This window comes from Flavobacterium sp. FG68 (assembly GCF_057808895.1).
In genome coordinates, this window is record NZ_JBMDIY010000020.1 from 76,780 (window position 1) to 101,438 (window position 24,659).

At 32.1% G+C, this 24,659-nt stretch carries 21 protein-coding genes; 6 read left to right on the forward strand and 15 right to left on the reverse strand.

Annotated features, from left to right (window positions below; all coding sequences use genetic code 11):
* Positions 1-50 precede the first annotated feature (50 nt).
* The 7 genes from ACODSB_RS14115 to lon all read right to left on the reverse strand — a co-directional run bounded on the left by ACODSB_RS14115 (position 51) and on the right by lon (position 8,708).
* A complete protein-coding gene (locus ACODSB_RS14115; RefSeq protein ID WP_488937522.1) occupies positions 51-1,286 on the reverse strand; it encodes a TPR end-of-group domain-containing protein in 1,236 nt (411 codons plus the stop codon).
* Positions 1,287-1,467: 181 nt separating this feature from the next.
* Entirely contained in the window at positions 1,468-1,998 is a 531-nt protein-coding gene (locus ACODSB_RS14120) for a hypothetical protein (protein ID WP_488937523.1), read from the reverse strand.
* Positions 1,999-2,065: 67 nt separating this feature from the next.
* Positions 2,066-3,442 (reverse strand): nucleoside permease, encoded by a 1,377-nt coding sequence (locus ACODSB_RS14125; RefSeq protein WP_053474194.1) that lies wholly within the window; start codon positions 3,440-3,442, stop codon positions 2,066-2,068.
* A 69-nt stretch (positions 3,443-3,511) separates the two neighbouring features.
* Positions 3,512-4,204 carry a (d)CMP kinase gene (gene cmk / locus ACODSB_RS14130; RefSeq protein ID WP_256635006.1) on the reverse strand — a complete coding sequence of 231 codons (693 nt, stop codon included), beginning with the start codon at positions 4,202-4,204 and terminating at the stop codon, positions 3,512-3,514.
* Positions 4,205-4,449: 245 nt separating this feature from the next.
* A complete protein-coding gene (locus ACODSB_RS14135; RefSeq protein ID WP_256635007.1) occupies positions 4,450-5,052 on the reverse strand; it encodes a murein L,D-transpeptidase catalytic domain-containing protein in 603 nt (200 codons plus the stop codon).
* 5 nt (positions 5,053-5,057) lie between these two features.
* Positions 5,058-6,077 carry a type IX secretion system protein PorQ gene (gene porQ / locus ACODSB_RS14140; protein WP_488937524.1) on the reverse strand — a complete coding sequence of 340 codons (1,020 nt, stop codon included), beginning with the start codon at positions 6,075-6,077 and terminating at the stop codon, positions 5,058-5,060.
* 177 nt (positions 6,078-6,254) lie between these two features.
* Positions 6,255-8,708 carry an endopeptidase La gene (gene lon / locus ACODSB_RS14145; RefSeq protein WP_488937525.1) on the reverse strand — a complete coding sequence of 818 codons (2,454 nt, stop codon included), beginning with the start codon at positions 8,706-8,708 and terminating at the stop codon, positions 6,255-6,257.
* A gap of 263 nt (positions 8,709-8,971) precedes the next feature.
* On the opposite strand from lon, the gene ACODSB_RS14150 reads away from it, so the two are divergent.
* From ACODSB_RS14150 to ACODSB_RS14165, 4 genes are read left to right on the forward strand one after another with little or no spacing between them, the layout of a single operon-like run.
* Entirely contained in the window at positions 8,972-9,526 is a 555-nt protein-coding gene (locus ACODSB_RS14150) for an RNA polymerase sigma factor (RefSeq protein WP_053474199.1), read from the forward strand.
* Positions 9,523-10,059 (forward strand): anti-sigma factor, encoded by a 537-nt coding sequence (locus ACODSB_RS14155; RefSeq protein WP_488937526.1) that lies wholly within the window; start codon positions 9,523-9,525, stop codon positions 10,057-10,059. The genes ACODSB_RS14150 and ACODSB_RS14155 overlap by 4 nt, the downstream gene beginning before the upstream one ends.
* Positions 10,043-11,101, forward strand: coding sequence for a DUF4097 family beta strand repeat-containing protein (locus ACODSB_RS14160; RefSeq protein ID WP_488937527.1), 1,059 nt, complete (start codon positions 10,043-10,045; stop codon positions 11,099-11,101). The genes ACODSB_RS14155 and ACODSB_RS14160 overlap by 17 nt, the downstream gene beginning before the upstream one ends.
* A 21-nt stretch (positions 11,102-11,122) precedes the next feature.
* On the forward strand, positions 11,123-11,845 hold the full coding sequence (locus ACODSB_RS14165) for a head GIN domain-containing protein (RefSeq protein WP_488937528.1): 723 nt from the start codon (positions 11,123-11,125) through the stop codon (positions 11,843-11,845).
* A 178-nt stretch (positions 11,846-12,023) separates the two neighbouring features.
* Here ACODSB_RS14165 and ACODSB_RS14170 read toward each other — a convergent pair whose 3' ends face one another.
* The 6 genes from ACODSB_RS14170 to ACODSB_RS14195 all read right to left on the reverse strand — a co-directional run bounded on the left by ACODSB_RS14170 (position 12,024) and on the right by ACODSB_RS14195 (position 21,914).
* Complete coding sequence (locus ACODSB_RS14170) at positions 12,024-13,337, reverse strand: MFS transporter (protein ID WP_256635011.1); 1,314 nt, start codon at positions 13,335-13,337, stop codon at positions 12,024-12,026.
* Between the two features lie 405 nt (positions 13,338-13,742).
* Entirely contained in the window at positions 13,743-14,555 is an 813-nt protein-coding gene (locus tag ACODSB_RS14175; protein WP_488937529.1) for a M48 family metallopeptidase, read from the reverse strand.
* 87 nt (positions 14,556-14,642) lie between these two features.
* Positions 14,643-17,042, reverse strand: a complete 2,400-nt coding sequence (locus ACODSB_RS14180) for a glycoside hydrolase family 31 protein (RefSeq protein WP_488937530.1) — start codon at positions 17,040-17,042, stop codon at positions 14,643-14,645.
* Between the two features lie 203 nt (positions 17,043-17,245).
* On the reverse strand, positions 17,246-19,150 hold the full coding sequence (gene glgB / locus ACODSB_RS14185) for a 1,4-alpha-glucan branching protein GlgB (RefSeq protein ID WP_488937531.1): 1,905 nt from the start codon (positions 19,148-19,150) through the stop codon (positions 17,246-17,248).
* Positions 19,151-19,216: 66 nt separating this feature from the next.
* The gene (locus tag ACODSB_RS14190) at positions 19,217-20,497 is read right to left on the reverse strand and encodes a glucose-1-phosphate adenylyltransferase (RefSeq protein ID WP_053474210.1); all 1,281 of its coding nucleotides are present in this window, start codon (positions 20,495-20,497) and stop codon (positions 19,217-19,219) included.
* The gene (locus ACODSB_RS14195; protein WP_488937532.1) at positions 20,487-21,914 is read right to left on the reverse strand and encodes a glycogen synthase; all 1,428 of its coding nucleotides are present in this window, start codon (positions 21,912-21,914) and stop codon (positions 20,487-20,489) included. The genes ACODSB_RS14190 and ACODSB_RS14195 overlap by 11 nt, the downstream gene beginning before the upstream one ends.
* A gap of 118 nt (positions 21,915-22,032) precedes the next feature.
* Here ACODSB_RS14195 and ACODSB_RS14200 point away from each other — a divergent pair, with 118 nt between their 5' ends.
* Both ACODSB_RS14200 and ACODSB_RS14205 read left to right on the forward strand, forming a co-directional pair.
* Positions 22,033-22,899: an alpha/beta hydrolase gene (locus ACODSB_RS14200; RefSeq protein WP_488937533.1), complete on the forward strand. Its 867-nt coding sequence runs from the start codon at positions 22,033-22,035 to the stop codon at positions 22,897-22,899.
* A 46-nt stretch (positions 22,900-22,945) separates the two neighbouring features.
* Positions 22,946-23,596, forward strand: coding sequence for an endonuclease III domain-containing protein (locus ACODSB_RS14205; protein ID WP_488937534.1), 651 nt, complete (start codon positions 22,946-22,948; stop codon positions 23,594-23,596).
* A gap of 1 nt (position 23,597) precedes the next feature.
* On the opposite strand, the gene ACODSB_RS14210 is transcribed toward ACODSB_RS14205, so the two are convergent.
* Positions 23,598-24,032 carry a nuclear transport factor 2 family protein gene (locus tag ACODSB_RS14210; RefSeq protein ID WP_488937535.1) on the reverse strand — a complete coding sequence of 145 codons (435 nt, stop codon included), beginning with the start codon at positions 24,030-24,032 and terminating at the stop codon, positions 23,598-23,600.
* Between the two features lie 14 nt (positions 24,033-24,046).
* A complete protein-coding gene (locus ACODSB_RS14215; RefSeq protein WP_488937536.1) occupies positions 24,047-24,499 on the reverse strand; it encodes a DUF1569 domain-containing protein in 453 nt (150 codons plus the stop codon).
* Between the last annotated feature and the right edge of the window lie 160 nt (positions 24,500-24,659).

A 24,659-nucleotide genomic window follows, 5' to 3' on the forward strand; every position in this document is an offset into this window, starting at 1 on the left:
GGTTTTAAAAACCTGTCGGGTTTACTATACGCAATTATCTTCCTAAAAGTTTAAAACTTTGACAAAGGTTTTTCTAAATCAAGTTCAAACAGCTTTGGGTTTTCAAACTTACTTTCGTCAAGTTGAAAATTTTTGTCATAAAATTTCCAGGGCGAATTAGCAAAGAAATATAATTTATCATGAACTAAAGCCGCTAAGGCAGGTTCATTGAACTCTTCCCTATTATTATCTAAAATTGCAAAATCAGTTATTTTAGTTTCAGATTGGTTTAAGTTGTAACGCATTATTCTAATCGGCACTACTCCATTTTCAATTGCGATTAATGAATTTTTATAATAAGCCAATCCATCGATTCCTTTTTTAGAAACCTCATTTGGAAATTCCAGCCAATATTCTTTTTTAGTTTTTATATCAATTACACAAATGCCTTTTAAATAATCAGCGACAAACAATTTTGATTCGTTTTTATTAAATGTAATTCCCTGCAGATTAAAAGCTTCATTTCTTAAATCCTTCAACAAAACTAAATTATCATTTTCAATTTTATAAATAATCGGTTCAGCACTATCTGAAATATAAACATCATTATTTTTACCCACAGCAATATCTCCAAAAACATGATTTCCTTCAATAGTATATCGCTTAATCAGTTTTTTAGAGGAAATTTCGATTTTTAAAATCTCACTTTTTCCATCCAGTTCTTTTGTAAAACCCTTCATTTCAGGAATTGCAGAACAAGCCACCCAAAGATATTTTTGATCATCATCTGCTTTTAAAGCAAAAACCGAATACAAACAATCTGTAAACCAATCGGAGCATTTTCCAGACGCATCAAAAGAAACGATCTTTTTATTCCGAATACTTGAGGAAAGCCAAAGCTTTTGTTTTTCTAAATAAAACAATCCTTCCGGATGAAGATTTTTCTCAGAAAGTCGGAGTTTTTCAACTGAATTTTTAATTGTTTTAGATTGAGAAACTTTCAACTGCAATAATTCTTTAAAACCATCATCATTTTTTATAGATTCAAAATCCGAATCATCTTCAAAAGGAACTGTATTATTTGCCAGAACCATTCTTTTTAAAACTGATAAGGCTTCCTCTTTTTTACCATTTAAAGCATAAGCCGATGCCAAATTATAAGTAAAAGTGGGATGTGCCGGCCTAATACTATCCAATTGTTTGGTCAATTTTAAAAACTGAACATAATCTTTGCTTTTATAAGCTTCTACACTTTTCTCATACAATGCTTTCGTTTGAGCAAATCCAAAAGTGCTAATCAAAAGCAAAACAAATAATTTTAGTTTCGGCATCATTAAAATCTTAAAAATGAATTACTAAGTTATTGCATTTATTTCAATAGCAGTACTTTTTAAACGCAAGAAACCCGACAGGTTTTAAAAACTTGTCGGGTTTACTATGTGCAGCCACCTTTGTCAAAGTTTTGAACTTTGACAAAGGTTTAACTGTTTATTCTTTAACCTCAAACTTTACTTTAACAAAAGCTATTATTTTCTCGAAGTTTTCAGAACCAACTTCTATTTCACCTAAAATTAAAGGCTCATAATTTTTAGTTATCAGTATCAAATTATTTTCTTTGATAATATAGTGTATCAATTCTGACCATTGGATAAGATTGAAATGTTCCCCAGAAGTTGCTATTAAAGCATTTTCTGTAAATTCCAAATTCATATATTTTAAATAATGAAAATCATTAATTTCCTTTACCTTAACATCTTCCATTCTTTTATAAAAAGATCTTATTTTGAAGTAATAATAGATAAAAGGTATAAGATTAGTCAGCCCGAAAAACGCAAAAACGTAACCAATTCCAAATATATTGGGTCTCTTGTAAATTAAGGCAATTCCAATAATGATTAAAACTAATCCAAGATATTGCGAATTTTTATAATAATCTTTTTTCTGTTTCCAATTAAGATCGAACAATAAATCCATTTGTTTATTGTAAATATCTTTATCAAACTCTAACTCAAATTTCATAAAATTTAAATCATTGGTTTAAAAAACAAACCCAACAAAATCTGCTGGGTTTGATATAATATTTTATTTAATGACTCAAATTTTCAATTTCCTTTGGATCATGTTTATGTTTAAATAATAATGCAAAAGCAATTGCAATAACCAAAGCATATAAAGCAAAAGAAAGCCAGATCGTATGCCAGTCTTTCATTAAAATTGGGTTTGAAAAAGCACCATCAGCAGAAATAGAATTTCCTTGACTTTTTACAAATGCAGCCATTTTTTCATTTGATGCATCTGTTTGTAAAAATCCGGCTAATTCTGTAGTTGTATTAAATGATTTCGTAAAGAAACGATCAATTGCCCAGCCAGAAGTTAAACTTCCTAAAACTGCTCCAACTCCGTTTGTCATCATCATGAACAATCCTTGTGCAGACGAACGAATTTTAGAATCGGTATTACTTTCTACGAATAATGAACCAGAAATATTAAAGAAATCAAATGCCATTCCGTACACAATACAAGAAAGAATAATCATCCATAAACCATTTACAGGATCTCCAAAAGCAAATAATCCGAAACGTAATACCCAAGCCAGCATACTAATAAGCATAACTTGCTTGATTCCGAAACGTCTTAAGAAAAACGGAATTGCTAAAATAAATAACGTTTCAGAAACTTGAGAAATCGACATAATAATAGTCGAATATTTAATTACGAAAGAATCTGCATATTTTGGAAAATGTTTAAATTCATCTAAAAACACATCTCCATAAGCATTTGTTAACTGAAGCGCTCCTCCTAAAAACATAGAAAAAACAAAGAACAAAGCCATTTTATAGTTTCCAAATAATTTAAAAGACTCTAAACCTAAAGTTTCTGTCCAGGTTGCATTTTCTTTAATTAAACGCTGCGGCTCACATTTAGGCAATGTAAAGGCATAAATCCCCAGAATTAAAGCTCCAATTCCAGCAATATAAAACTGATATTCTGTCGCTTTACTTCCACTTAAATTTGTGATCCACATCGCAACAATAAAACCGATAGTTCCCCAAACACGAATGGGCGGAAAATCTTTTACGATATTTTTATTATTTAATTTTAATGAAGTATAAGAAATAGAGTTACTTAAAGCAATTGTTGGCATATAGCAGCACATTGCTAAAAGCATTACCAAAATAAAATTATCAGGAGTAGTTACTTGAGCAATTCCAAATAAAACAACTGCATAAACAATATGTAAAATTCCATAAAGTTTTTCAGCATTTACCCATCTGTCGGCAATAATTCCGGTTAATGTAGGCATGAATAATGAAGCAATTCCCATGGTTCCAAATACTAAACCAAATTGAGTTCCTTCCCAATTTTTGGTTCCAAACCAATAATTTCCAATTGTAATAAGCCAGGCTCCCCAAACAAAAAATTGAAGAAAGCTCATTAAGATTAACCTGTTTTTAATTCCCATATAATGAAATTGTCTTTTTAGTAAAAATGAAGTCGTAAAACTACCATTTAAAATAATATCTACAAAAAATTAATCTATTTTAACAACATCATTTACTAATTCTAAAACAGCTGCAAATTGTTCTTCTTTATTTAAGTAAGAATTATCGATCTCAATAGCATCATCTGCGATTACAAGCGGAGAATCTTCGCGGTGTGTATCGATATAATCTCTCTCCATAACATTTTTTAAAACATCTTCGTAAGAAACATTATCGCCTTTTTGCTGTAATTCATCAAAACGTCTCTGTGCACGGGTTTCGGCGCTGGCAGTCATGAATATTTTAAGTTCGGCATTTGGAAAAACTACAGTTCCAATATCTCTGCCGTCCATTACAATAGCCTTATTTGTTCCCATTTCCTGCTGCTGTTCCACTAATTTGGCACGCACTTCTGAAATTTCGGCTACTTTGCTTACAAAATTAGAAACTTCAATAGTTCTAATTTGTTTTTCAACGTTTTCACCATTCAAATACATTTCGGCAAAACCTAAATCAGCATTAAATCTAAACTCTAACTGAATGTTTGGTAGTGCCTGAATCAAAGTTTCTTTATCAAAAAAATCAGTTCCAATAAACTTGTTCTGCATGGCAAAATAGGCCACGGCGCGATACATTGCTCCAGTATCAACATATACATATTCAAGTTCTTTTGCCAATTGTTTTGCCAAAGTGCTTTTCCCTGTTGATGAAAACCCGTCGATAGCAATTGTAATTTTTTTCAATTTTTTATGTTTTAATTTTTATTCTCTAAGTAATACGATATGTGACTATCAAACAGTCAAAAAATACAACTGCAAATGTAACATCTTTCTCTGTAAGTTGAATGCTTCAAACAGCAATAACGATATCAAATTGTAACGTTTTCAATATCTGTTATCTTGTTCAAAAAAAAAACTATTATTACAAAAAGTTATTCTGCTTTCTGTAATAATAGTGTATTACTAAGATATTTCTAAATAAATACTTTTTAATAATAAATATCTAAAAGAATATTCGATTTAGAACTATCAATTATCTTTTCTATTCGTTTAAAAAATTGTTCACTAACCATTGGGCATCCTTTACTGCGGCTGATGTAATAATTTTGTTCTTCAGCAGGAACTGCAGAATAAGAGTGTAATACTATTGCTCTTTTTAAAGCATTATTATTAGATTCATCTAAACCCATTAATCTATATGCTTTCCCAAAGATGCCTTTGTAATTTTTACCTATTACATATCTGCCAAGCGCTGTGCAATTTGAGTTAGGCTCATTACTAAATTTAAGCATTCCGTTAATGCCCGTTTCAGAGCCGGAACCGTGCGCAACGAGACCTTGGTCTATGATTTCATTTTTCTCTAAATCGTAAACAAAAAAACGATTTTTTCCTGAAGGCACTTTCATATCAACCAAAAATGCAATTTTAGTATTGTATCTGTGATCGATGTTAATCATGTCTCTAATTTCATCTACCCTGTTGTTAATTCTTTCGATTTCCACACTGGTAATAGAAGCTTCTTCTTTGAAGTAGTGTTTTGATCCCGTGAAAACGCCTACAGTCATAAACAAAAGTAAACTGAATAATTTCATATAAATTACTGAAGATTTAGAATTAAACCAAAAAGACTTGTATTTCCTGCCAATGTATATCTAGAGTACGAATAGTTAAACTTTAACTTATTCATCTTTAATCCAAAACCTAATGAAATTCCTGAAAAATTACGTTGATCTTCTACACGTAATTCTTCTCCTCTTCTAAAATTATAGCCTAAACGCAGGTTTACTGCTTTTTTAGGGAAGAGTTCAATACCAAAAAGGACATGCCTCAAAGCATTATTTACAAATGAAACTTTTTCACTACTTGTTGAACCATCAATATTGGTTTCTCCGCGAACGGGATTCGAAAAAGAAATATTCCATTGCTGCAAATTCTCTAAAGTAAGATGCCAGCGAATAGGGACATGTTCTAATTCCTGCGAAATTCCGGCAGTGATTTCAAAAGGTAAATTTTCCTGTATTCCGGAATACGTTCTAAATTGTGTACCTATATTGCGAAATACCAGCGCATAATTTAAATCATTTTTTTCATCAATATATAATAAACCTATATCTACTGCGCCTCCAATCGAATTATAACTTTCCAGTGTTGAAGTTATTAACTTCGCACTAGCTCCAATATGAAGATCTGTAAAAGGTACATTATAAGCATATCCAAATGACAATGCGCCTTCACTTCCTGTAAAATCTGATGTAGCCTGACCGTTTTCGTCGTAACCTTCAAAAGATCCGTAGTTTATATAATTAACTCCGGCATAGAAAGTCTGCACGTGGCGGTCATAAGTATAAGCATAAGAGGCACTTCCATAAGAAGCTTCTCCGTAATAATTTCCATAATTCAAGGCTAAATGGTTGTCCATATCTGCGTTTAAAACGGCTGGATTGGACATAGCCTGGTTAACATCTTCGTCATATATCGTAATCACTTTTCCTCCCAGCGCTGCCTGACGCGGAGATGCTGTTAAATTTAGAAATTGATAGGTGTAACGCCCTCCAACCTGCCCGAACGAAACCGAACAAAGTAGTAACATTAAAAATAAAACATAGTGTTTTGGCATTTGTTTTTGTGGCGTTCCTATATGGGAATAACGCAAATACAAATATAAAATTATATAACGCCAAAAATAAAATTAAACATTAAATAAATTCCAATAAAAAAATTCCAAATTCCAAACCTTGTTATAGTTTGAAATTTGGAATTTGGGTTTTAAAAAATTCGACTTTAAAACGTGAGTTTATTTCAACGTTTTAGCATTTTTTACATTTTGATCTGTCAAGGCTAAAGCCAGAACTTCGCTCATTTCTTTTACATAATGAAAAGTAAGACCTTCTAAATATTCTGCTTTAATTTCGTCGATATCGCTTTTGTTTTCGTGACAAAGAATGATTTCTTTAATTCCTGCTCTTTTTGCTGCAAGGATTTTTTCTTTAATTCCGCCCACAGGCAAAACTTTTCCACGTAAAGTGATTTCTCCAGTCATGGCAAGGCTTTTCTTAACCTTCTTTTGTGTCAATAATGAAACTAAAGAAGTAAGCATTGCAATACCTGCGCTTGGCCCGTCTTTTGGTGTTGCTCCTTCCGGAACGTGCAGGTGAATGTTATATTTTTGGAACAATTCAATTCCTAAACCTAACTTTTTAGCATTTGCTTTAATGTATTCTAAAGCAATTGTAGCCGATTCTTTCATTACATTTCCAAGGTTTCCGGTAATGGTTAAAGAACCTTTTCCTTCAGAAATTAATGATTCTATAAATAAGATATCTCCTCCAACACTTGTCCAGGCTAAACCTGTAACAACTCCGGCAACATCATTGTTTTCGTATTTATCTCGCTCTAATCTTGGAACTCCTAAAACTTTTACGATATCTTCGTCTGTAACTTTTTTGTTGTACTCCTCTTCCATCGCAACGGCTTTTGCCGCATTACGAATTACTTGGGCAATTTTAGTTTCTAAATTACGAACACCGGATTCTCTTGTATATCCTTCAACAATTTTTTCTAATTGTTTTTTTCCAATTGTCAAATCTTTGGCAGTTAATCCGTGTGCTTCTAATTGTTTTGGAAAAAGGTGTCTTTTCGCAATTTCTACTTTTTCTTCAATTGTATAACCTGACATTTTGATTACTTCCATTCTGTCACGCAAAGCAGGCTGAATCGCCGCCATATTGTTTGAAGTCGCAATAAACATTACTTTAGATAAATCATAACCCATTTCAAGGAAATTATCGTAAAAAGCATTGTTTTGCTCCGGATCTAAAACTTCTAATAATGCTGAAGATGGATCGCCGCTGTTTCCGTTTGATAATTTATCAATCTCATCTAAAATAAAAACCGGATTTGAAGTTCCTGCTTTTTTCAAACTTTGAATGATACGTCCCGGCATAGCTCCAATATACGTTTTTCTGTGTCCGCGAATCTCTGCCTCATCACGTAATCCTCCTAAAGAAATACGCACGTATTCACGACCTAAAGCTTCGGCTACAGAACGTCCAATAGAAGTTTTACCAACTCCCGGAGGTCCTGTTAAACATATAATTGGTGATTTCATGTCATTTCGCAATTTTAAAACTGCCAAATGTTCAATCATTCTTTTCTTAACTTCATCAAGACCAAAGTGATCTTTATCTAATATTTTTTGAGCAAATTTTAAATCAAATTTATCTTTAGAATATTCGCCCCAAGGCAATTCTAAAAATAACTCTAAATAATTACGCTGAATTCCAAAATCTGGCGACTGCGGATTCATTCTGCGCATTTTAGATAATTCTTTTTCGAAATGTTTCTGCGTTTTTTCGTCCCATTTTTTGGTTTTCGCTTTTATTCCCATTTCGTCCATTTCCTCTTCCTGCGAAACGCCTCCCAATTCTTCCTGAATAGTTTTCATTTGCTGATGAAGGAAATATTCACGCTGCTGCTGATCTAAATCAAAACGAACTTTTGACTGAATGTCATTCTTCAATTCTAATTTTTGAAGTTCAACATTCATATAACGCAAAGTTTCTAAAGCACGCTCTTTTAAGCCATTAATCGATAAAAGACCTTGTTTTTCTTTTACGGATAAATTCATGTTTGAAGACACAAAATTGATCAAAAACGATTGGCTTTCAATATTTTTAATGGCAAATGTTGCTTCAGATGGAATGTTTGGACTTTCTTTAATGATTTGGATTGCCAGTTCTTTTACAGAATCTAAAATAGCCGTAAATTCACTGTCATTTTCATCAGGACGTTCTTCTGACACTTCTTTAATAGTAGCCGTCATATAAGGATCTTCTGAAACAACTTCGTCAATTTCAAAACGTTTTTTTCCTTGTAATATAACGGTTACATTTCCGTCGGGCATCTTTAAAACACGTAAAATGCGTGCAACCGTTCCTATTTTATGAATATCGTCTTTTGACGGATCTTCGTCTTCTTCATTAATTTGAGAAACAACTCCAATAATTTTTCCGCCGGCATTGGCATCATTAATTAATTTAATTGATTTATCTCGTCCTGCAGAAATTGGAATCACAACTCCCGGGAATAAAACTGTATTTCGTAAAGGTAAAATTGGCAGAGAAACAGGAAGTTCTTCATTGTTCATTTCCTCTTCGTCCTCTGGAGTTAATAATGGAATTAATTCTGCTTCTGAATCAAATTCTTGTAGTGACAGATTGTCAATAGTGAGTATTTTATGATTTGACATAATAATATATAAGTCGTTTTGTCATTAAAAGTTTAATACTATTTGTAAACACGGCCTTAAAAGCTGCTGTTTCAATTAAGTGTTTCATTTACAAGATAGGCCATAAAAATAGACAATCATTATGCCAAATGCAAAATAGTGACGTTTGAAATTTAGTTTTAGCCCTTAATTTCATCTATTTCTAAAAAAATTAAAATTAATTTTATAAAAAGTGTAACATATTAAAAAAAGCAAAGTCATTATAAAAAACTAGCAACCATTACTTGAGTATAACAAATCAAAATATCGAAGAATTAATCGCACTTTGTAAAAACAACAATCAAAAGGCTCAATTCGAAGTTTACAATCGTTATTGTAAAGCTATGTACAACGTGGCTTACAGGATTGTAAAAGACGAGCATTTTGCACAAGACGTCATGCAGGAAGGTTTTTTGAAAGCTTTTACAAAAATTAACGATTATAAGCAGGAAGTTGCGTTTGGTGCGTGGCTTAAAAAAATCATCATTAATTATAGTATCGATTTTTATAAGAAAAACAATGCTTTCCAGATGGAAGACCTGAATAAAACGCTTTTTAAAATAGAAGAAAACGATTCTATATTGTCTGAAAGTATTGATCTGAATTCACTTAAAGTGAAACAGGTTTTAGATACCATTTCGGGCCTGAAAGACAATTACAGAATGGTTTTGACGCTCTTTTATATTGAAGGCTACGATCAGGAAGAAATTTGCGAAATCCTGAATATCAGCTACGCCAACTGCAGAACCACTTTAAGCCGCGCCAAAGAAAGTTTACGAAAAAAATTAGAGGAGATATGAAAAAGGAAAATGACGATTTAGATCAATTATTTAACAAGTTTGAAAATCAATGGGATATTCATGAAATGAATCCGGATCATCAAATTGATTTTTTAGACAAATTGAATAACAAAAAGCCACGAAAAAAGAATTTTGCCGGCTGGGCCACTGCTGCATCAATTGCTGTGCTTTTGGGTGTGTCACTATTTTACAATAATAATGAAAAACCAAAGGAACTTAAATTTGCATCGCAGGAAACCAAACGCACTGATTCTATCTTTAATATTTTGATCGAGAATGAGCTAGTTAAATTAAAGGAAAAGAATTCACCGGAAAATGAACAGATTATAAATGATGCATTAAAACAAATGAAAGTGTTTGATGCTGATTATGAAAAAATCATTAAAGAAGTTCAGAAAAACGGGGAAAACAAACAAATTATTTACGCTATGATTAGCAACCTGCAAACGAGAATTTCCTTTTTGCAAACAGTTTTAAAGCGAATTGAAGAAAACGAAAATTTAAAAAATACATCTAATGAAAAAACATTATAATTTACTAATCTTATTGCTTTTGATTCCTTTTTTAGGATTTTCAAATGATGATACTTTTATTACCAAAGAAAAAAGTATCAAAAAAACCTATATCGTCAACTCTAATGCAGGAATTGATATTGATAACAAATATGGAAACATCACAGTATCGACCTGGGATGAAGATAAAATTGATCTTGACATTACCATTAAAGTTAACGGTACAAACGAAAACTGGGTAAATGAAAAATTAAACAGTATTGACATTGAAATTACAGCGCTGAAAAGCTTAGTAACTGCGATAACTAATATTGGAAACTCGACTTTTAAAAGTAAAGGAAGCAATAACAGTTTTGAAATTAATTATGTTATTAAAATTCCTAAAAATGGTTCTGTAAAACTGGTTAATAAATATGGAAACATTACAACGCTCAATTTAGAATCGACAACGGATATTAGCTGTAAATACGGAAAAACGATATTAGGAAGATTAAACGGTTCAAGCAACCGAATTGAAATTGCGTACTGTCAAAATTCAAGTATCGAGTATATTAAAAACGGAAATATTGATGCCAGATATTCGGGTCTAAAAATTAATGATTCGGGAAATCTTAACCTTGATGCCAATTATACTGATGTTACCTTAAATGATGGTCAGAATATTAAATACAGCTGTAATTACGGTACTTTTAAATTTCAGAAAATCAATTCATTATCAGGTTCCGGAAATTATTTAACCATTTTGATTGGAGAAATTTCAAGCAGTTTTAATTTTGATACTAATTACAGCAAAATCAGTGTAAAAAACATTAGTGAAAAAGCGGGAAATGTGAGCATAAATTCAGGATATACAGATGTATCACTTGGTTTTGATCCCAACTATGCCTTTGATTTTGATATATCTGGACGATACAGCAATATTAAACCTGACAGTGCTTTAGATATTTCGGTTTCTGAAATTAAAAGCAATACGAAAAGAATAAGCGGTTTTTACAAGAAAAAAGGACAAAATAAAATCAACATCACTACAAATTACGGCAGCGTGTCAGTATTAAAAAATTAATCATCTAAAAAAATCAAGACTATGAAAAAATCAATTCTATTATTTGTTTGTGCAGTATTTCTTTTGAGTTTTAATACAAACGCTCAAAATAAAATTAAAGGAAACGGTAAAGTTGTAACTGAAACCAGAACTACAGGAGATTATGACGGTATTAAAATTTCAGGCTTTTTTGATGTAAATCTTGTTGCCGGAAAAGAAGGGAAAATTACAATTAAAGGAGAAGAAAACTTACTGTCATCCATTAAAGTTGAAGTAGAAGACAATACCTTAAAAATTTATATTGAATCATTCAAAAACATTCGACCAAGCAGCGGAAAAGACATACAAATTACAGTTCCTTTTGAAAAAATCTCTAACATAGCATTGTCAGGATCAGGAAATATTCAGTCTAAAGATGCTATTAAAAGTGACAAACTTCAAGCTAAACTATCTGGGTCAGGAAACTTTAATTTAGCAATTGATTCAAATGAATTCGAACTTAATTTGAGCGGTTCAGGAAATGTAAACCTAAAAGGAACTGCCGATAATTTTACAACAAAACTTTCAGGTTCCGGAGATATTGATGCGGGAAGTTTAAAATCTAAAAATGTAGATGTAAATGTTTCGGGTTCAGGAAATAGTAAAGTTACCTGTAATGAAAAATTAACTGCAAGAGTTTCAGGTTCTGGAAATATTAAATATGCAGGAAATCCTGAAAAACGCGATGTAAAAGTTTCTGGATCTGGAAACATTACCAAAGCCTAATTTTTATATAAAAGCTCAATAATAAATTTACTTTTATCATCAATCAAATAACAGAACAGCTTCTTATTATTGAGCTTTTATTTATTATCAAAATTAGACTTAATCTTATAAAATAAAAAAGCCGGACAAATGATTTTAAAATCAATGTCCGGCTTTAAAATATATTATAAAGAGATTTTTAAACTGCCTTTTTTGGTACTCTTCTTAATAGAAAAATAGAAGTAACAAAGAATACTGCCAAAATAACAATTGCCGCACGCGGACTTCCTGTAATTTGATCGATAATTCCGTAAACACACATTCCTATTACAATTCCTATTTTTTCTGCAACATCATAAAAGCTAAAGAATGATGCTGTATCTTCTGTTTCAGGCAATAATTTTGAATACGTAGAACGTGATAAAGCCTGAATTCCACCCATTACAAATCCGGCAACTGTAGCCATAACATAAAAATGAACTGGCAATGTGATGAAATAAGCCAAAGCACAAAATACTGCCCAAATTGCATTAATAAAAATCAATGTTGGAATATTTCCATATTTTTCAGAAGCTCTTGAAGTTAAAACTGCACCAACAACAGCAACTAATTGAATTAGCAAAATACAAATAATTAAACCTTTTTGGCTTTCTTCAGGCGATGACCATTGAATTTCCTGAGCTCCAAAGTAAGTTGCAACCAACATCACAGTCTGTACTGCCATACTAGAAACAAAAAAACCGCCTAAATAACGTTTTAAAGCAATAATATTCTGCAAAGAAGCCCAAACTTTTTTAAGTTCTTTAAATCCATTAAAGAAAACATCTTTAGTTAATTTTTGAGTTGTTTCTTTACTTCCTTTTGGCAAATAATAATACGTGTATTGGCTAAATAAAATCCACCAAACTCCTACCATTATAAAAGAATAGCGCATTGCTTTCATTGCCGGTTCTGGACCAGAAATATTAAACCAGTCTGGTTTCATTATCATTGCTAAATTGATAATCAGCAAAATAACGCTTCCTATATATCCTAAAGAATATCCTTTTGCGCTAATTCTGTCCTGCTGTTCTTCAAAAGCAATATCCGGAAGATAGGAATTGTAGAAAACCAAACTTCCCCAATACCCTAATAATCCAAGAAAATAAAAAGCCAATCCAACATAAATATTTGCGAGATCAAACCAATACAATCCCATACACGAAAGCGCTCCTAAATAGCAGAAAAATTTCATGAAAGATTTTTTATTCCCCACATAATCAGCAATTCCTGATAATAATGGTGAAATAAAAGAAACTACTAAAAAAGCAGCCGCCGTAATAAAACTAATTAATGCTGAGTTTTTTAAATGAAGTCCGAAAACATCAATATAATGATCTCTCTCTGCAAATAAAGCTTCGTAAAAAATTGGAAATACTGCAGATGCAATTGTAAGTGTATAAACTGAATTTGCCCAATCATAAAATGCCCAGGCATTTAATAATTTCTTATCTCCTTTTTGTAGGTTTTTCATAGAAATGGTTTTGTTATTGCGCTACGAATTTATCCAATTTTTATGATAATCAAATATAAATTATCGAATTCATGCATTATTAAATTATAAAGAATTTAAAGCATAAAAAAAGTTGTCTTAAAAGTCAAAGGAAACTGATTTACTATAATTATTTGTCCATTCCGTTAGGAATGTTTCATTGGTAGAAAAAATAATGATCAGCTGTATATATGCTCCATTGGAACATTTGATTATTTGATTATTAAAAAATAATTTCAAAATCAAACGTTCCTACGGAACGTAAACAATGATAATAATATAATTCTCTACCGATGAAATGTTCCTATGGAACAGAGAAATATATAAAATAAAAAAGGCTGCTTCAACTTTTGAGCAGCCTTTTTTTATATTTTTTGAAATAGTCTCTTATTTAATTGTACCAACTTTAAGTGCAATCGCTTTAGCTTCGGGAATTAATGATTTTATATTGGCAATTCTCGTAGCATCAGACGGGTGCGTGCTCATAAATTCCGGTGTTCCTGAACCTCCTGATTTAGCCGACATTCTGGTCCAGAACGCAACAGCATCATCTGGATTATATCCGGCAATAGCCATTAAAGTTAATCCTATTTTATCTGCTTCACTTTCGTTACTTCTGCTAAATGGCAGCATTACCCCCACTTCAGATCCAATTCCATAAGCTTGTGCAAAAATTTGCTGTGTTGCTTCAGATTTCCCGCTTGTTGCTGCTCCTAAAGCCGCGCCGCCAATTTGCTGTAATTGTGCCGCCGACATTCTTTGCGCTCCATGATTCGCTAACGCGTGTGAAACTTCATGTCCCATTACCGTTGCTAATCCAGATTCATTTTGTGTCACTGGTAATATTCCTGAATAAACAACAATTTTTCCTCCAGGTAAACACCAGGCATTGACTCCTTTATTGTCAACAAGTTTGTATTCCCAGCGATAATCTTTTAGATATTGTGATTGTCCTAAATAGGCTAAATATTTTTCGGCTGCAGCTTTTATTTTAAATCCAACAGTTTCTACGCGTTTTGCATCTGCAGTTCCTGTTATTACTTTATTTTCAGATAAAAACTGGCTGTATTGCTGAAAAGAAGATGGAAATAATTCACTATTTGAAACAAAATTTAAATTTTGTTTTCCAGTTATAGGATTCGTTGCACAGCTGCATACTAAAACAACTGCAAAAAGGCCTGAAATTAAATGTTTTTTCATGATTTTAAAGATTTAAACACACACAAAAATACAATTAATATTACTTAAAATCTTACACAATTATTTCAATTGCTATCAGAATTTTACTTATTCACCTATAATATGAAGCTCATTAAATTCTTTATCAACCAGTAAGAAATTGTTTGATTCAAAGCTAATTTTATCAAATTCGATTCTTTCGTTGTCAATTTCAATCTCCGTTACTTTAAATGGAAGTCCAATTAAATTAATTTTATACTTGCTGTATGGCGTATCGTATTTTCCTTCTTTATGAAGCTGAATAATTAATTCTTTTTCTTTTCCAATTGATCTTAATGATAAATGGCTGTAACGGCCTTTTTTATAATCGTAACCATCCTGAGCATCTTCATAAACTCCGGATTGTTCTTTACCATTTTTATAATAAACATCGAGTGTTAATTCGTCAAATTCTAATTCACCAACATATTGCTGTACCGGATATTTTGGAATGATCGCTCCAGCTTTTACGAAAACCGGAATTTCATCAAATTTAGTATCAACCCAGATTTCTCGTCCTCCAACAAGAAGTTCATTTGTCCAATAGTTATACCACTCACCTCTTGGAATATACATACGTCTACCTACAGCATTAGGTTCAAGTATTGGACAAACTAAAATTTGATTTCCAAAGATGAATTCATCATTACGATAATGCGTTTGTGTATCTTCCTGATCGTAATAAACCAAAGGTTTCAACATCGGAAGTCCTTCTTCAATATACTGCCAAAACATGGTATACAAATAAGGTAATAATTGATAACGAAGGCTGACAAATTTTCTCGTAATATTAATTACTTCTTCGTCAAAAGCCCAAGGTTCTTGATTTCCATGATCTCCGGAAGAATGCGTTCTGCAAAACGGATGAAAAACACCTAACTGAATCCAACGTGCGTATAATTCGCCTGTTGGCTGTTCTGCAAATCCTCCAATATCAGAACCCGTAAATCCCATTCCTGAAATTGACATTCTCTGCACCTGAATATTCGCAATCCACAAATGTTCCCAAGTTGCTACGTTATCTCCTGTCCAGGAAGATGTATAACGCTGTGCGCCAGAATATGCCGATCTTGTAATAACAAATGGGCGTTTTGGATAAGCAAATCGTTTTACACCATGATACGTTGCCCTTGCCATTTGTGTCCCGTAAATATTGTGCGCTTTTCTATGGCTGCACGGATTTCCATCGTAAAAATGACGAACATCCATCGGGAAAGTTTTATTTGGAACTTCCATTACGGCAGGTTCATTCATATCGTTCCAAACTCCTTTTACTCCTATTTCTGAAACTAATTCTTTAAATAAACCAGCCCACCATTCTCTAACTGCAGGATTTGTATAATCTGGAAAATTACATTCTCCCGGCCAGACTTTTCCTTTCATATAAGGTCCATCGGCTCTTTTGCAGAAATAATCTTTTTCTAAGGCTTCTTTATAAACCCAGTAATCTTTATCTATTTTAATTCCCGGATCGATGATTACAACGGTTTTAAAACCATCTTCGGCTAATTCAGCGACCATTCTTTTTGGGTCTGGAAAATAGTTTTTATTCCAAGTAAAACATCGAAAGCCTTCCATATAATCAATGTCCAAATAAATGGCATCGCACGGAATTTTAAGTTCTCTAAATTTTGAAGTGATTTCTTTGACTTTACTTTCAGGATAATAACTCCATTTACATTGGTGATATCCTAAAACCCAAAGCGGCGGCAATTCCGGTTTTCCCGTTAAATCGGTATAAGTTGTTACAACATCCTGCATTTGAGGGCCGTAAATGAAATAATAATTCATTTCTCCTCCTTCTGCCCAATAACTCGTTACATTTCTTCTTTCCTGACAAAAATCAAAGAAAGTTCTAAAGGTATTGTCAAAGAAAATACCGTAAGATTGTTTGTTATGTAAACCAATATAAAATGGAACTACTTTATAAAGAGGATCTTGTTCTTTTTGATAGGCATATTGATCTGTAGCAAAATTTTCTACTCTTTTGCCTTTTAAATTCATTTGAGTGGCTTTATCTCCAAGACCATAAAAACATTCACCGTCTTTAGAAGATTTACTCATTTTTACAATATTTCCGCCATATTCGTAGCTTTCTTCCCAATGAAAACCAAGTTCATCTTCCAAAATCAGGAAATCATTTAAATCGTAAATCCAAACCCGCAGATCTGCCTTTTGAATTTTACATTTTACTTTGCTGGTTCTGATCTGGAAATAGGTTTCTTCTTCGGTAAGTTCCAAAAAATTATACCCATGAAGCTGGCTTTTGTCAATTGCATACGAAAAATCATTGCTAAAATACCCTTTTGTAGTAAAGCGAAATCGAATTAAACTGTCTCTAAGAACAGTAACTTTTAAGATTACTTTATTATCTGTATTGAAAAAAATAGAATCTCCTTCATGCTCGTACGAAACAATCTTTGATGGATATAAATCGCCTTTGTATTCTAATGATGTGTTTGTAATCATATCGCCAATGAATTAATTATAACAATAATCTCTATTTCAAACATACAAAAAAAGTTAGTAAAGGGCTATGAATAAAAGGTTTATTCACGAAAACGTTTTTTCTGTCTGAGAATTAAATTACAGCACGAAAAATCAACAATTCGATAATTTAAAAACGATAAAATGACAAAATAATACCGCTAAAAATATTTGTCAGATTTTATTTAAACGAAAGAATAAACGGTTACGCTTAATGGCGGCAAAATTAATTCGACAGAAAAATCCCTTCCATCATAAGGCGTTGATTCAATTTTTATTGATTTTCCGTTTCCAACGCCGCCGCCGCCATAAATTACAGCATCGCTATTAAAAATCTCTTCTAACTGACCTTTCTTCGGAATTCCAATTCTATAATTTTCTCGTACTACTTGCGTGAAATTACAGACTATAATTACATTTTCATCTGCATTATTTCCTTTTCGGATATAAGATAAAACCGCATTTTGATGATCTGAATAATTAATCCATTCAAAACCTTCTCCCGTAAATTGCTTTTCATACAATGCTGGACGAGATTTATACAAATGATTTAAATCTGTAATTAATCTTTTTATGCCCGAATGAAAATCATATTGTAACAAATGCCAGTCTAAGCTTTGTTCAAAATTCCATTCGCCGGTTTGACCAAATTCAGCTCCCTGAAACAATAATTTAGTTCCGGGATGCGTAAACATATAACCGTATAACAATCTCAAATTGGCAAATCGCTGCCATTCATCGCCCGGCATTTTATAAATAAGAGATTTTTTGCCGTAAACCACTTCGTCATGAGAAAACGGAAGCATAAAGTTCTCCGTAAAAGCATACGTCATCGAAAATGTCAAATCATTTTGATGGTATTTTCGATAAACCGTTTCTTTTTGAAAATACTTTAAAGTATCGTGCATCCAGCCCATCATCCATTTCATTCCGAAACCTAATCCGCCTGTAAATGTTGGTCTTGAAACCATCGGGAATGAAGTACTTTCTTCTGCAATAGTTTGAACTCCATCAAAATTAGCATAGATAACTTCATTAAATTCTTTAAGAAAACTTATACTGTCTAAATTTTCTCTTCCGCCAAAAATATTAGCTTCCCACTCGCCTTCCTTTCTGGAATAATCAAGATATAACATCGAAGCTACAGCATCAACTCTTAATCCGTCAACATGATAATTTTGGAGCCAAAAAACAGCGTTACTAATTAAAAAAGCGCGGACTTCATTTCTTCCATAATTAAAAACCAAGCTTTTCCAATCTGGATGATAACCTTTTCTGCGATCCGGATGTTCGTATAAATGTGAACCATCAAAATAACCTAAACCATGTGCATCGTCTGGAAAATGCGACGGAACCCAGTCTAAAATTACGCCAATTCCTTCCTGATGCAGTCTATCGACCAAAACCATAAAATCCTGAGGTTTCCCAAAACGTGAAGTCGGCGCAAAATATCCTGTTAACTGATAACCCCATGAAGGATCATAAGGATATTCCATAATAGGCATAAATTCTACGTGTGTAAAACCGGTTTCTTTAACGTATTTCACCAAATCATCTGCCAGTTCTAAATAACTTAAAAAGCGATTATGTTCTGCTCGTTTCCAAGAACCTAAATGAACTTCGTAAACAGAATAAGGTTTATCTAAAGCGTTTTTCTCTTTACGATTCTGCATCCAGTTTTCGTCTTTCCATTTATAATCTAAATCCCATACTACAGAAGCTGTATGCGGAGGTTTTTCGCAATACAATGCAAAAGGATCTGCTTTTTCAGTTACTATACCATCAATATTCGATTGAATTTTATATTTATAAAGTGCTCCTTTTGAAATATCAGGAATAAATCCTTCCCAAATTCCAGAAGAATCCCAGCGAACATTTAAAAGGTGTTCTCCCTGATTCCAATAATTAAAATCGCCAACAACCGAAACAGAATGTGCTGTAGGTGCCCAAACGGCAAAATAAACACCTTTAACTCCATTAACTTCAATTAAATGCGCTCCTAATTTTTCATATAATTTGAAGTGTTTTCCCGCTTTGAATAAATCTATATCAAAATCAGTAAATAGAGAATGTGTGATTACTTTAGTCATATTTGGTTTTTAAGGCAATAATTTAAAATTGGAATTTGGAGTTTTATTATTGGAATTTTTCAAATTTTATTCAATTCTGAAATTATCCGATAATGTAACTCCTTTTTTAATCACAACAATTCCGTCTTTTATACTGTACAATTCATTCGTAAAATTGTCTAAATGTTTTCCGCCGTTGATATGAACATTATTTCCAATTCGAACATTTTTATCAACTAGGGCATTTTTGATAAAACAATTTTCACCAATACCAACATGGATTTTATTGATACTGCTTTCATGATTCATTTCGTCAAGATCCTGATAAAAATCGTTCCCCATAACATAACAGTTTTCCAACACGGTTCCTACGCCTACTCTTGAACGAATTCCAATAACAGAACTTTTAATTTCTTTAGCGTTTATAATACAGCCTTCAGAAATTAAAGATTGATTAATAATTGAATTTCTAAATTTTGATGGCGGTAATAATCTTGGTCTTGTAAAGATTTTGTTTTCGTTATCAAACAAATTAAACTCCGGAATATCAGCCGTTAAACCAATATTCGCTTCAAAAAATGATTCAATATTTCCGATATCTGTCCAATATCCTTCGTATTGATAACTTAGAATTTTATGTTTTCCAACGGCTTGTGGAATGATTTCTTTACCGAAATCTTTTGTTTCCTGATTCGCCATTAATTCTTCTAACAAGGGTTTATTAAAAATGTAAATCCCCATTGAAGCAAGGTATTTTTTACCTTTTTCCTGCATATGCTCACTCACTTCAGATTCCCATTCAGGCAAAAGTGAAGCGTTTGGTTTTTCGATAAAAGCATGAATATTATTTTCATGATCCGTTTTAAGAATTCCGAATTCTGGCGCGTCTTTAGCATTTACAGGTAAAGTTGCAATCGAAATTTCAGCGTCGGCAGCAATGTGTGCTTCAAGCATTTCGTTAAAATCCATTTGGTACAATTGATCACCTGAAAGAATTAAAGCGTGATCAAAATCGTGTTTTAAAAAATGCGACATACATTGTCTAACAGCATCTGCCGTTCCCTGAAACCAGGTTGGATTATCCGGTGTTTGTTCTGCCGCCAGAATATCAACAAATGACTGGCTGAATATACTAAAATTGAAAGTGTTTTTGATATGGGCATTTAAAGATGCGGAGTTGAACTGTGTCAAAACAAATATTTTAAAAATATCAGAATTGATACAATTAGAAATTGGAATATCGACCAAACGATATTTTCCTCCAATTGGAACTGCTGGTTTTGATCTCGTTTCTGTTAATGGAAACAAACGTGATCCTTGTCCTCCTCCTAAAATAATAGCAACTACATTTTTCTTTTTAAATTTCATTTTTCTCAATTATTAGGTTGTATATCTCGATATATTCTTGGCAAACACTTTCCCAGGAATGGTCTGCAGCCATTCCTCGTCTTAAAACGGTATTAAAATTTATTTTGTCATCGTACAATTTAACTGCACGATTTATTGAATAACAAATATCTCCAACCGAAGCCTGATCGTGACAGATTCCGTTTCCTTCATCTCCAAAATCAATAACAGTATCACGTAACCCTCCAGTTCTTCTAACAATTGGAATTGTTCCATAACGCATCGCATACATTTGATTTAAACCGCAAGGTTCTACTCTTGAAGGCATTAAAATATAATCTGAACCTGCGTAAATCAAATGTGCTAATTCTTCATTATAACCAATAAAAACATTGTAATTTCCTTTATAATCATTACGCAATTGGGTTAATTGCGATTCGATTTCAGCATTTCCCGAACCTAGAATTAAAATATTGATCTCTTCAAAATGTTCTGATAATGCAAGTGCCGAAGCCTGTGGCAGTAAATCACCGCCTTTTTCTTCAAACAAACGTCCTATAAAACTAAACAAAGGCTTTGAAGGATCTAAATCAAATTGGTCGCATAATTTTTCTTTATTTTTCTGTTTTCCAATTTCAAAGCTTTCTATCGAATAATTTTCACCAATCATTTGATCTTTTAACGGATTCCAGACTTCAATGTCAATTCCGTTTAAAATTCCTTTAGATTTATTTCTAACGGATTGAAACAAGGATTCTAAACCATTCGCACTATAATTGATTTCATTTAAATAGCTCGGAGAAACTGTTGTTACAGCATTGGCACATTTTACAGCAACTGACAATGAATTAATCGAATTACTCCATTCTAAAAATCCCACATGTCTTAAATCGAATTCTGGCAGATAATACAATTTATCAAAACCAAACCAGCCCTGATATAAGCCATTATGAATTGTTATAACCGTTTTTACATCTTTCAGTACTTCATATTTATAAGCAAATTGCAGCAGAAACGGAATTAATCCAGTATGATGATCATGACAATTAATTATATCCGGAATTTTATTTCGGGCAATAATCCAATCTAAAACTGCGATTTGAAAAGATAAGAAACGTTCAATATCGTCCTCATAACCATATACATTCGGACGATTAAATAATTCATTAATTTCAATTAGATATAATTCGTAACCTAATTTATCTGTACTTTCTTTTAAAACACTAAAAGGGAAATTAAAATTTCCTAATTTAACGGTACCCCAATGTACACAGTCAAAATTATTTTCATTTCTAAATTTTGTATCATAAGCCGGAACAACAACTCTAACATTGTGTCCTGCGTTTTCCTGATACTTTGGTAAAGCACCAACTACATCAGCCAAACCGCCGACTTTTGCCATTGGATAACATTCTGCACTAATATGAAATATCTCCATTTCAGAAATTAATTTGTGGTTATTTTTAAAGAAACAATCATTAATATGCTATTTTTATCTTTTTTTAAATTTAGCAAAAAAATAGGCAAAGTACTGCCTTTAAATCAGATTTATTGAAATGGCAAAAAAGGCAATTAATCCTACTAAATCATTAAAAATTCCACAGATAATTATACTATCTGCCAAAATTTGCGCATTTGTATCCACCAAACTAGCAACTAAATTTGCAGCGCGACTGTTTACAACGCCTATAAAACATAAGGTTCCCAAACGTGAACTTGAAATGGACAACAAAAGCATTCAAAAAATTGTTCATGTTCCAACCATAAATAAAAATGTTGTAACTTATCAATATGGCCAAAGTGAGCGTAAAGTTTTACTTGTTCATGGCTGGTCAGGCAGAGGGACCCAATTGTTTAAAATAGCCGATGAACTTTTGCAAAATGGTTTTTCTACTGTAAGTTTTGATGCGCCTGCACATGGAAAATCTGAAGGAAAAACAACCATAATGTCTGAGTTTATTGCTTCTATTCTGGAAATTGAAAAAGAATTTGGCCCTTTTGAATTTGCAATTGGACATTCATTAGGTGGAATGTCGGTATTAAATGCAATTAAAGACGGATTACAAGTAAACAAAGCTGTAATAATTGGAAGCGGAGATATTGTACAGGATATTTTAGATGATTTTATTTTTAAATTGAAACTAAAAAGAGAATTTAGCGATCGTTTAAGATTACATTTTGAAGATAAATATCAATTAAAAATGGATGATTTTTCGGCTTATAAAGCTGCACAAAAAATAAAAATTCCTGTATTGGTAATTCATGATAACGATGATCCTGAAGTTCCTGTAAAAGCAGGAATTCATATTCATGAAAATCTTCAAAACGGATCATTATTTTTAACTGATGGATTAGGCCACAGAAAAATACTTGGAAATCAAACTGTTATTAAAAAAACTTTAGAATTCATTAAAAATAATTAACTTTATATATAACTATTTCAATATCAAATACTAAAGAAAATTAAAAATGGATTTATTTGGAGAAACAATAGATTGGGAAACTGAATTAAAACCAATTTTAAAAAAATATAAAGGCAAAAAACATCCTCTGGATTATCAAAACACCTATCAGCTTTTAGTGATGGTAGTTTTATCTGCTCAGGATTCAGATGCCAATATTAATAACATAGCTCCAGCTTTGTTTGAAAAATTTCCAACTCTTACAAGTTTATCAAAAACTGATTTCGAAACTTTCATTCCTTATATAAGTAAAGTTCGTAATCATGCGACCAAAGCTAATTGGCTTTTGGAAATTGCAAAAACAATTAAAAATGACAAAGATATTCCCTTAACGATGTCTGAATTGACTGCTTTGAAAGGCATTGGAAGAAAATCTGCAAATGTGATCTTAAGAGAAACCAATAAACCTCCAGAAGGAATTATTGCCGATTTACACGTTATAAGAGTTGCACCCCGAATTGGTATAATAAAAGAAGCTAAAGACGGTAATAAAGCAGAAAAAGACTTGATGGAAGCATTACCAAAAAGTATATGGTCAGAAATTGGAATGGCGATTTCCTTTTTAGGACGGGAAATCTGCAGACCAAAACCTAAATGTGAAGAATGCCTTTTAACAGATATCTGTCTATATTACAACACTGTAGTTCTTAAAAATTAGATTATTTTCTACGTGTATCAATTAAGTAAATGATTTTCCAGGAATCTTTTTCTTTAAACAATGTGAAAGTATTTACTCCGGTATGACTTAATTTATCATTTAAATAAAACTCATATGGTGCCCAAACATGAGCCATAGTTCCATCAATTTGAATATTATAACTCAATATTTTCTCGTGAAATTTCATTGTTAACGGAATCGTAGCAATAGATTTATAGAATTCAGCTGTACTTTCATTCGATAATTTGTTTCCTTTTACTGAACTTTCACTAATCGACTGTAAAATCATTTTATCTGCACAAACAGTTTTTATTTTCACCGAATCTTTTTGATGAAATCCTTCAAAGAATATTTCAATAGCTTTTTGAACTTCTTGCTTCTGTGCATTGGATGATAATCCTAAAAGCAGAAAAAATAGAATAAAATAAACTCTCATATTGTAAATTTAAATTAAACGTTAAACTGTGATAAATGATGATCTAAATGTTTCGCAAACATATTATTCCATTCTTTTGTAGTTAATTTACCCAAAGAAAGAGACTCTTTTCCCTCAAATTCATTTTCTCCTAATTCTTGTGTTTTTAGAATATAGGAAATCAATCTGCTTTTTTCCAGTTCAAAATCACGATCTCCGGCAATAATAAATTGTGGAGCTGTATGAATATTTCTTGCATAAGGCTTTTCACTTACAATTGCATTTTTAGCTAATAACTTAAGCATCAATTTTATAAAGACATTTGGTTTAGCATGAATATTATCATAGACCATTTCATACGTTACATTGCAATGCGCCAGCATTTGATCAACAGACATTTTACCCCAAAGTGGTTGTGAATCTATTTCAAGTTGATTAATGCGGTTTATAAATTGATCACAGTCTTCTCTTTGAAAAATATTTTGCATAGTTTAATTATAAGGTAAAACATTAAAGTAAAAGTATAAAATTTACTATTAAAATTAGTTTTATGGCAAAAAAAAAAACTTCAATTAGCAAAGCCAATTGAAGTTTTTAGTACTCAGAGCGGGACTTGAACCCGCACGAACATTGCTGTTCACTGGATTT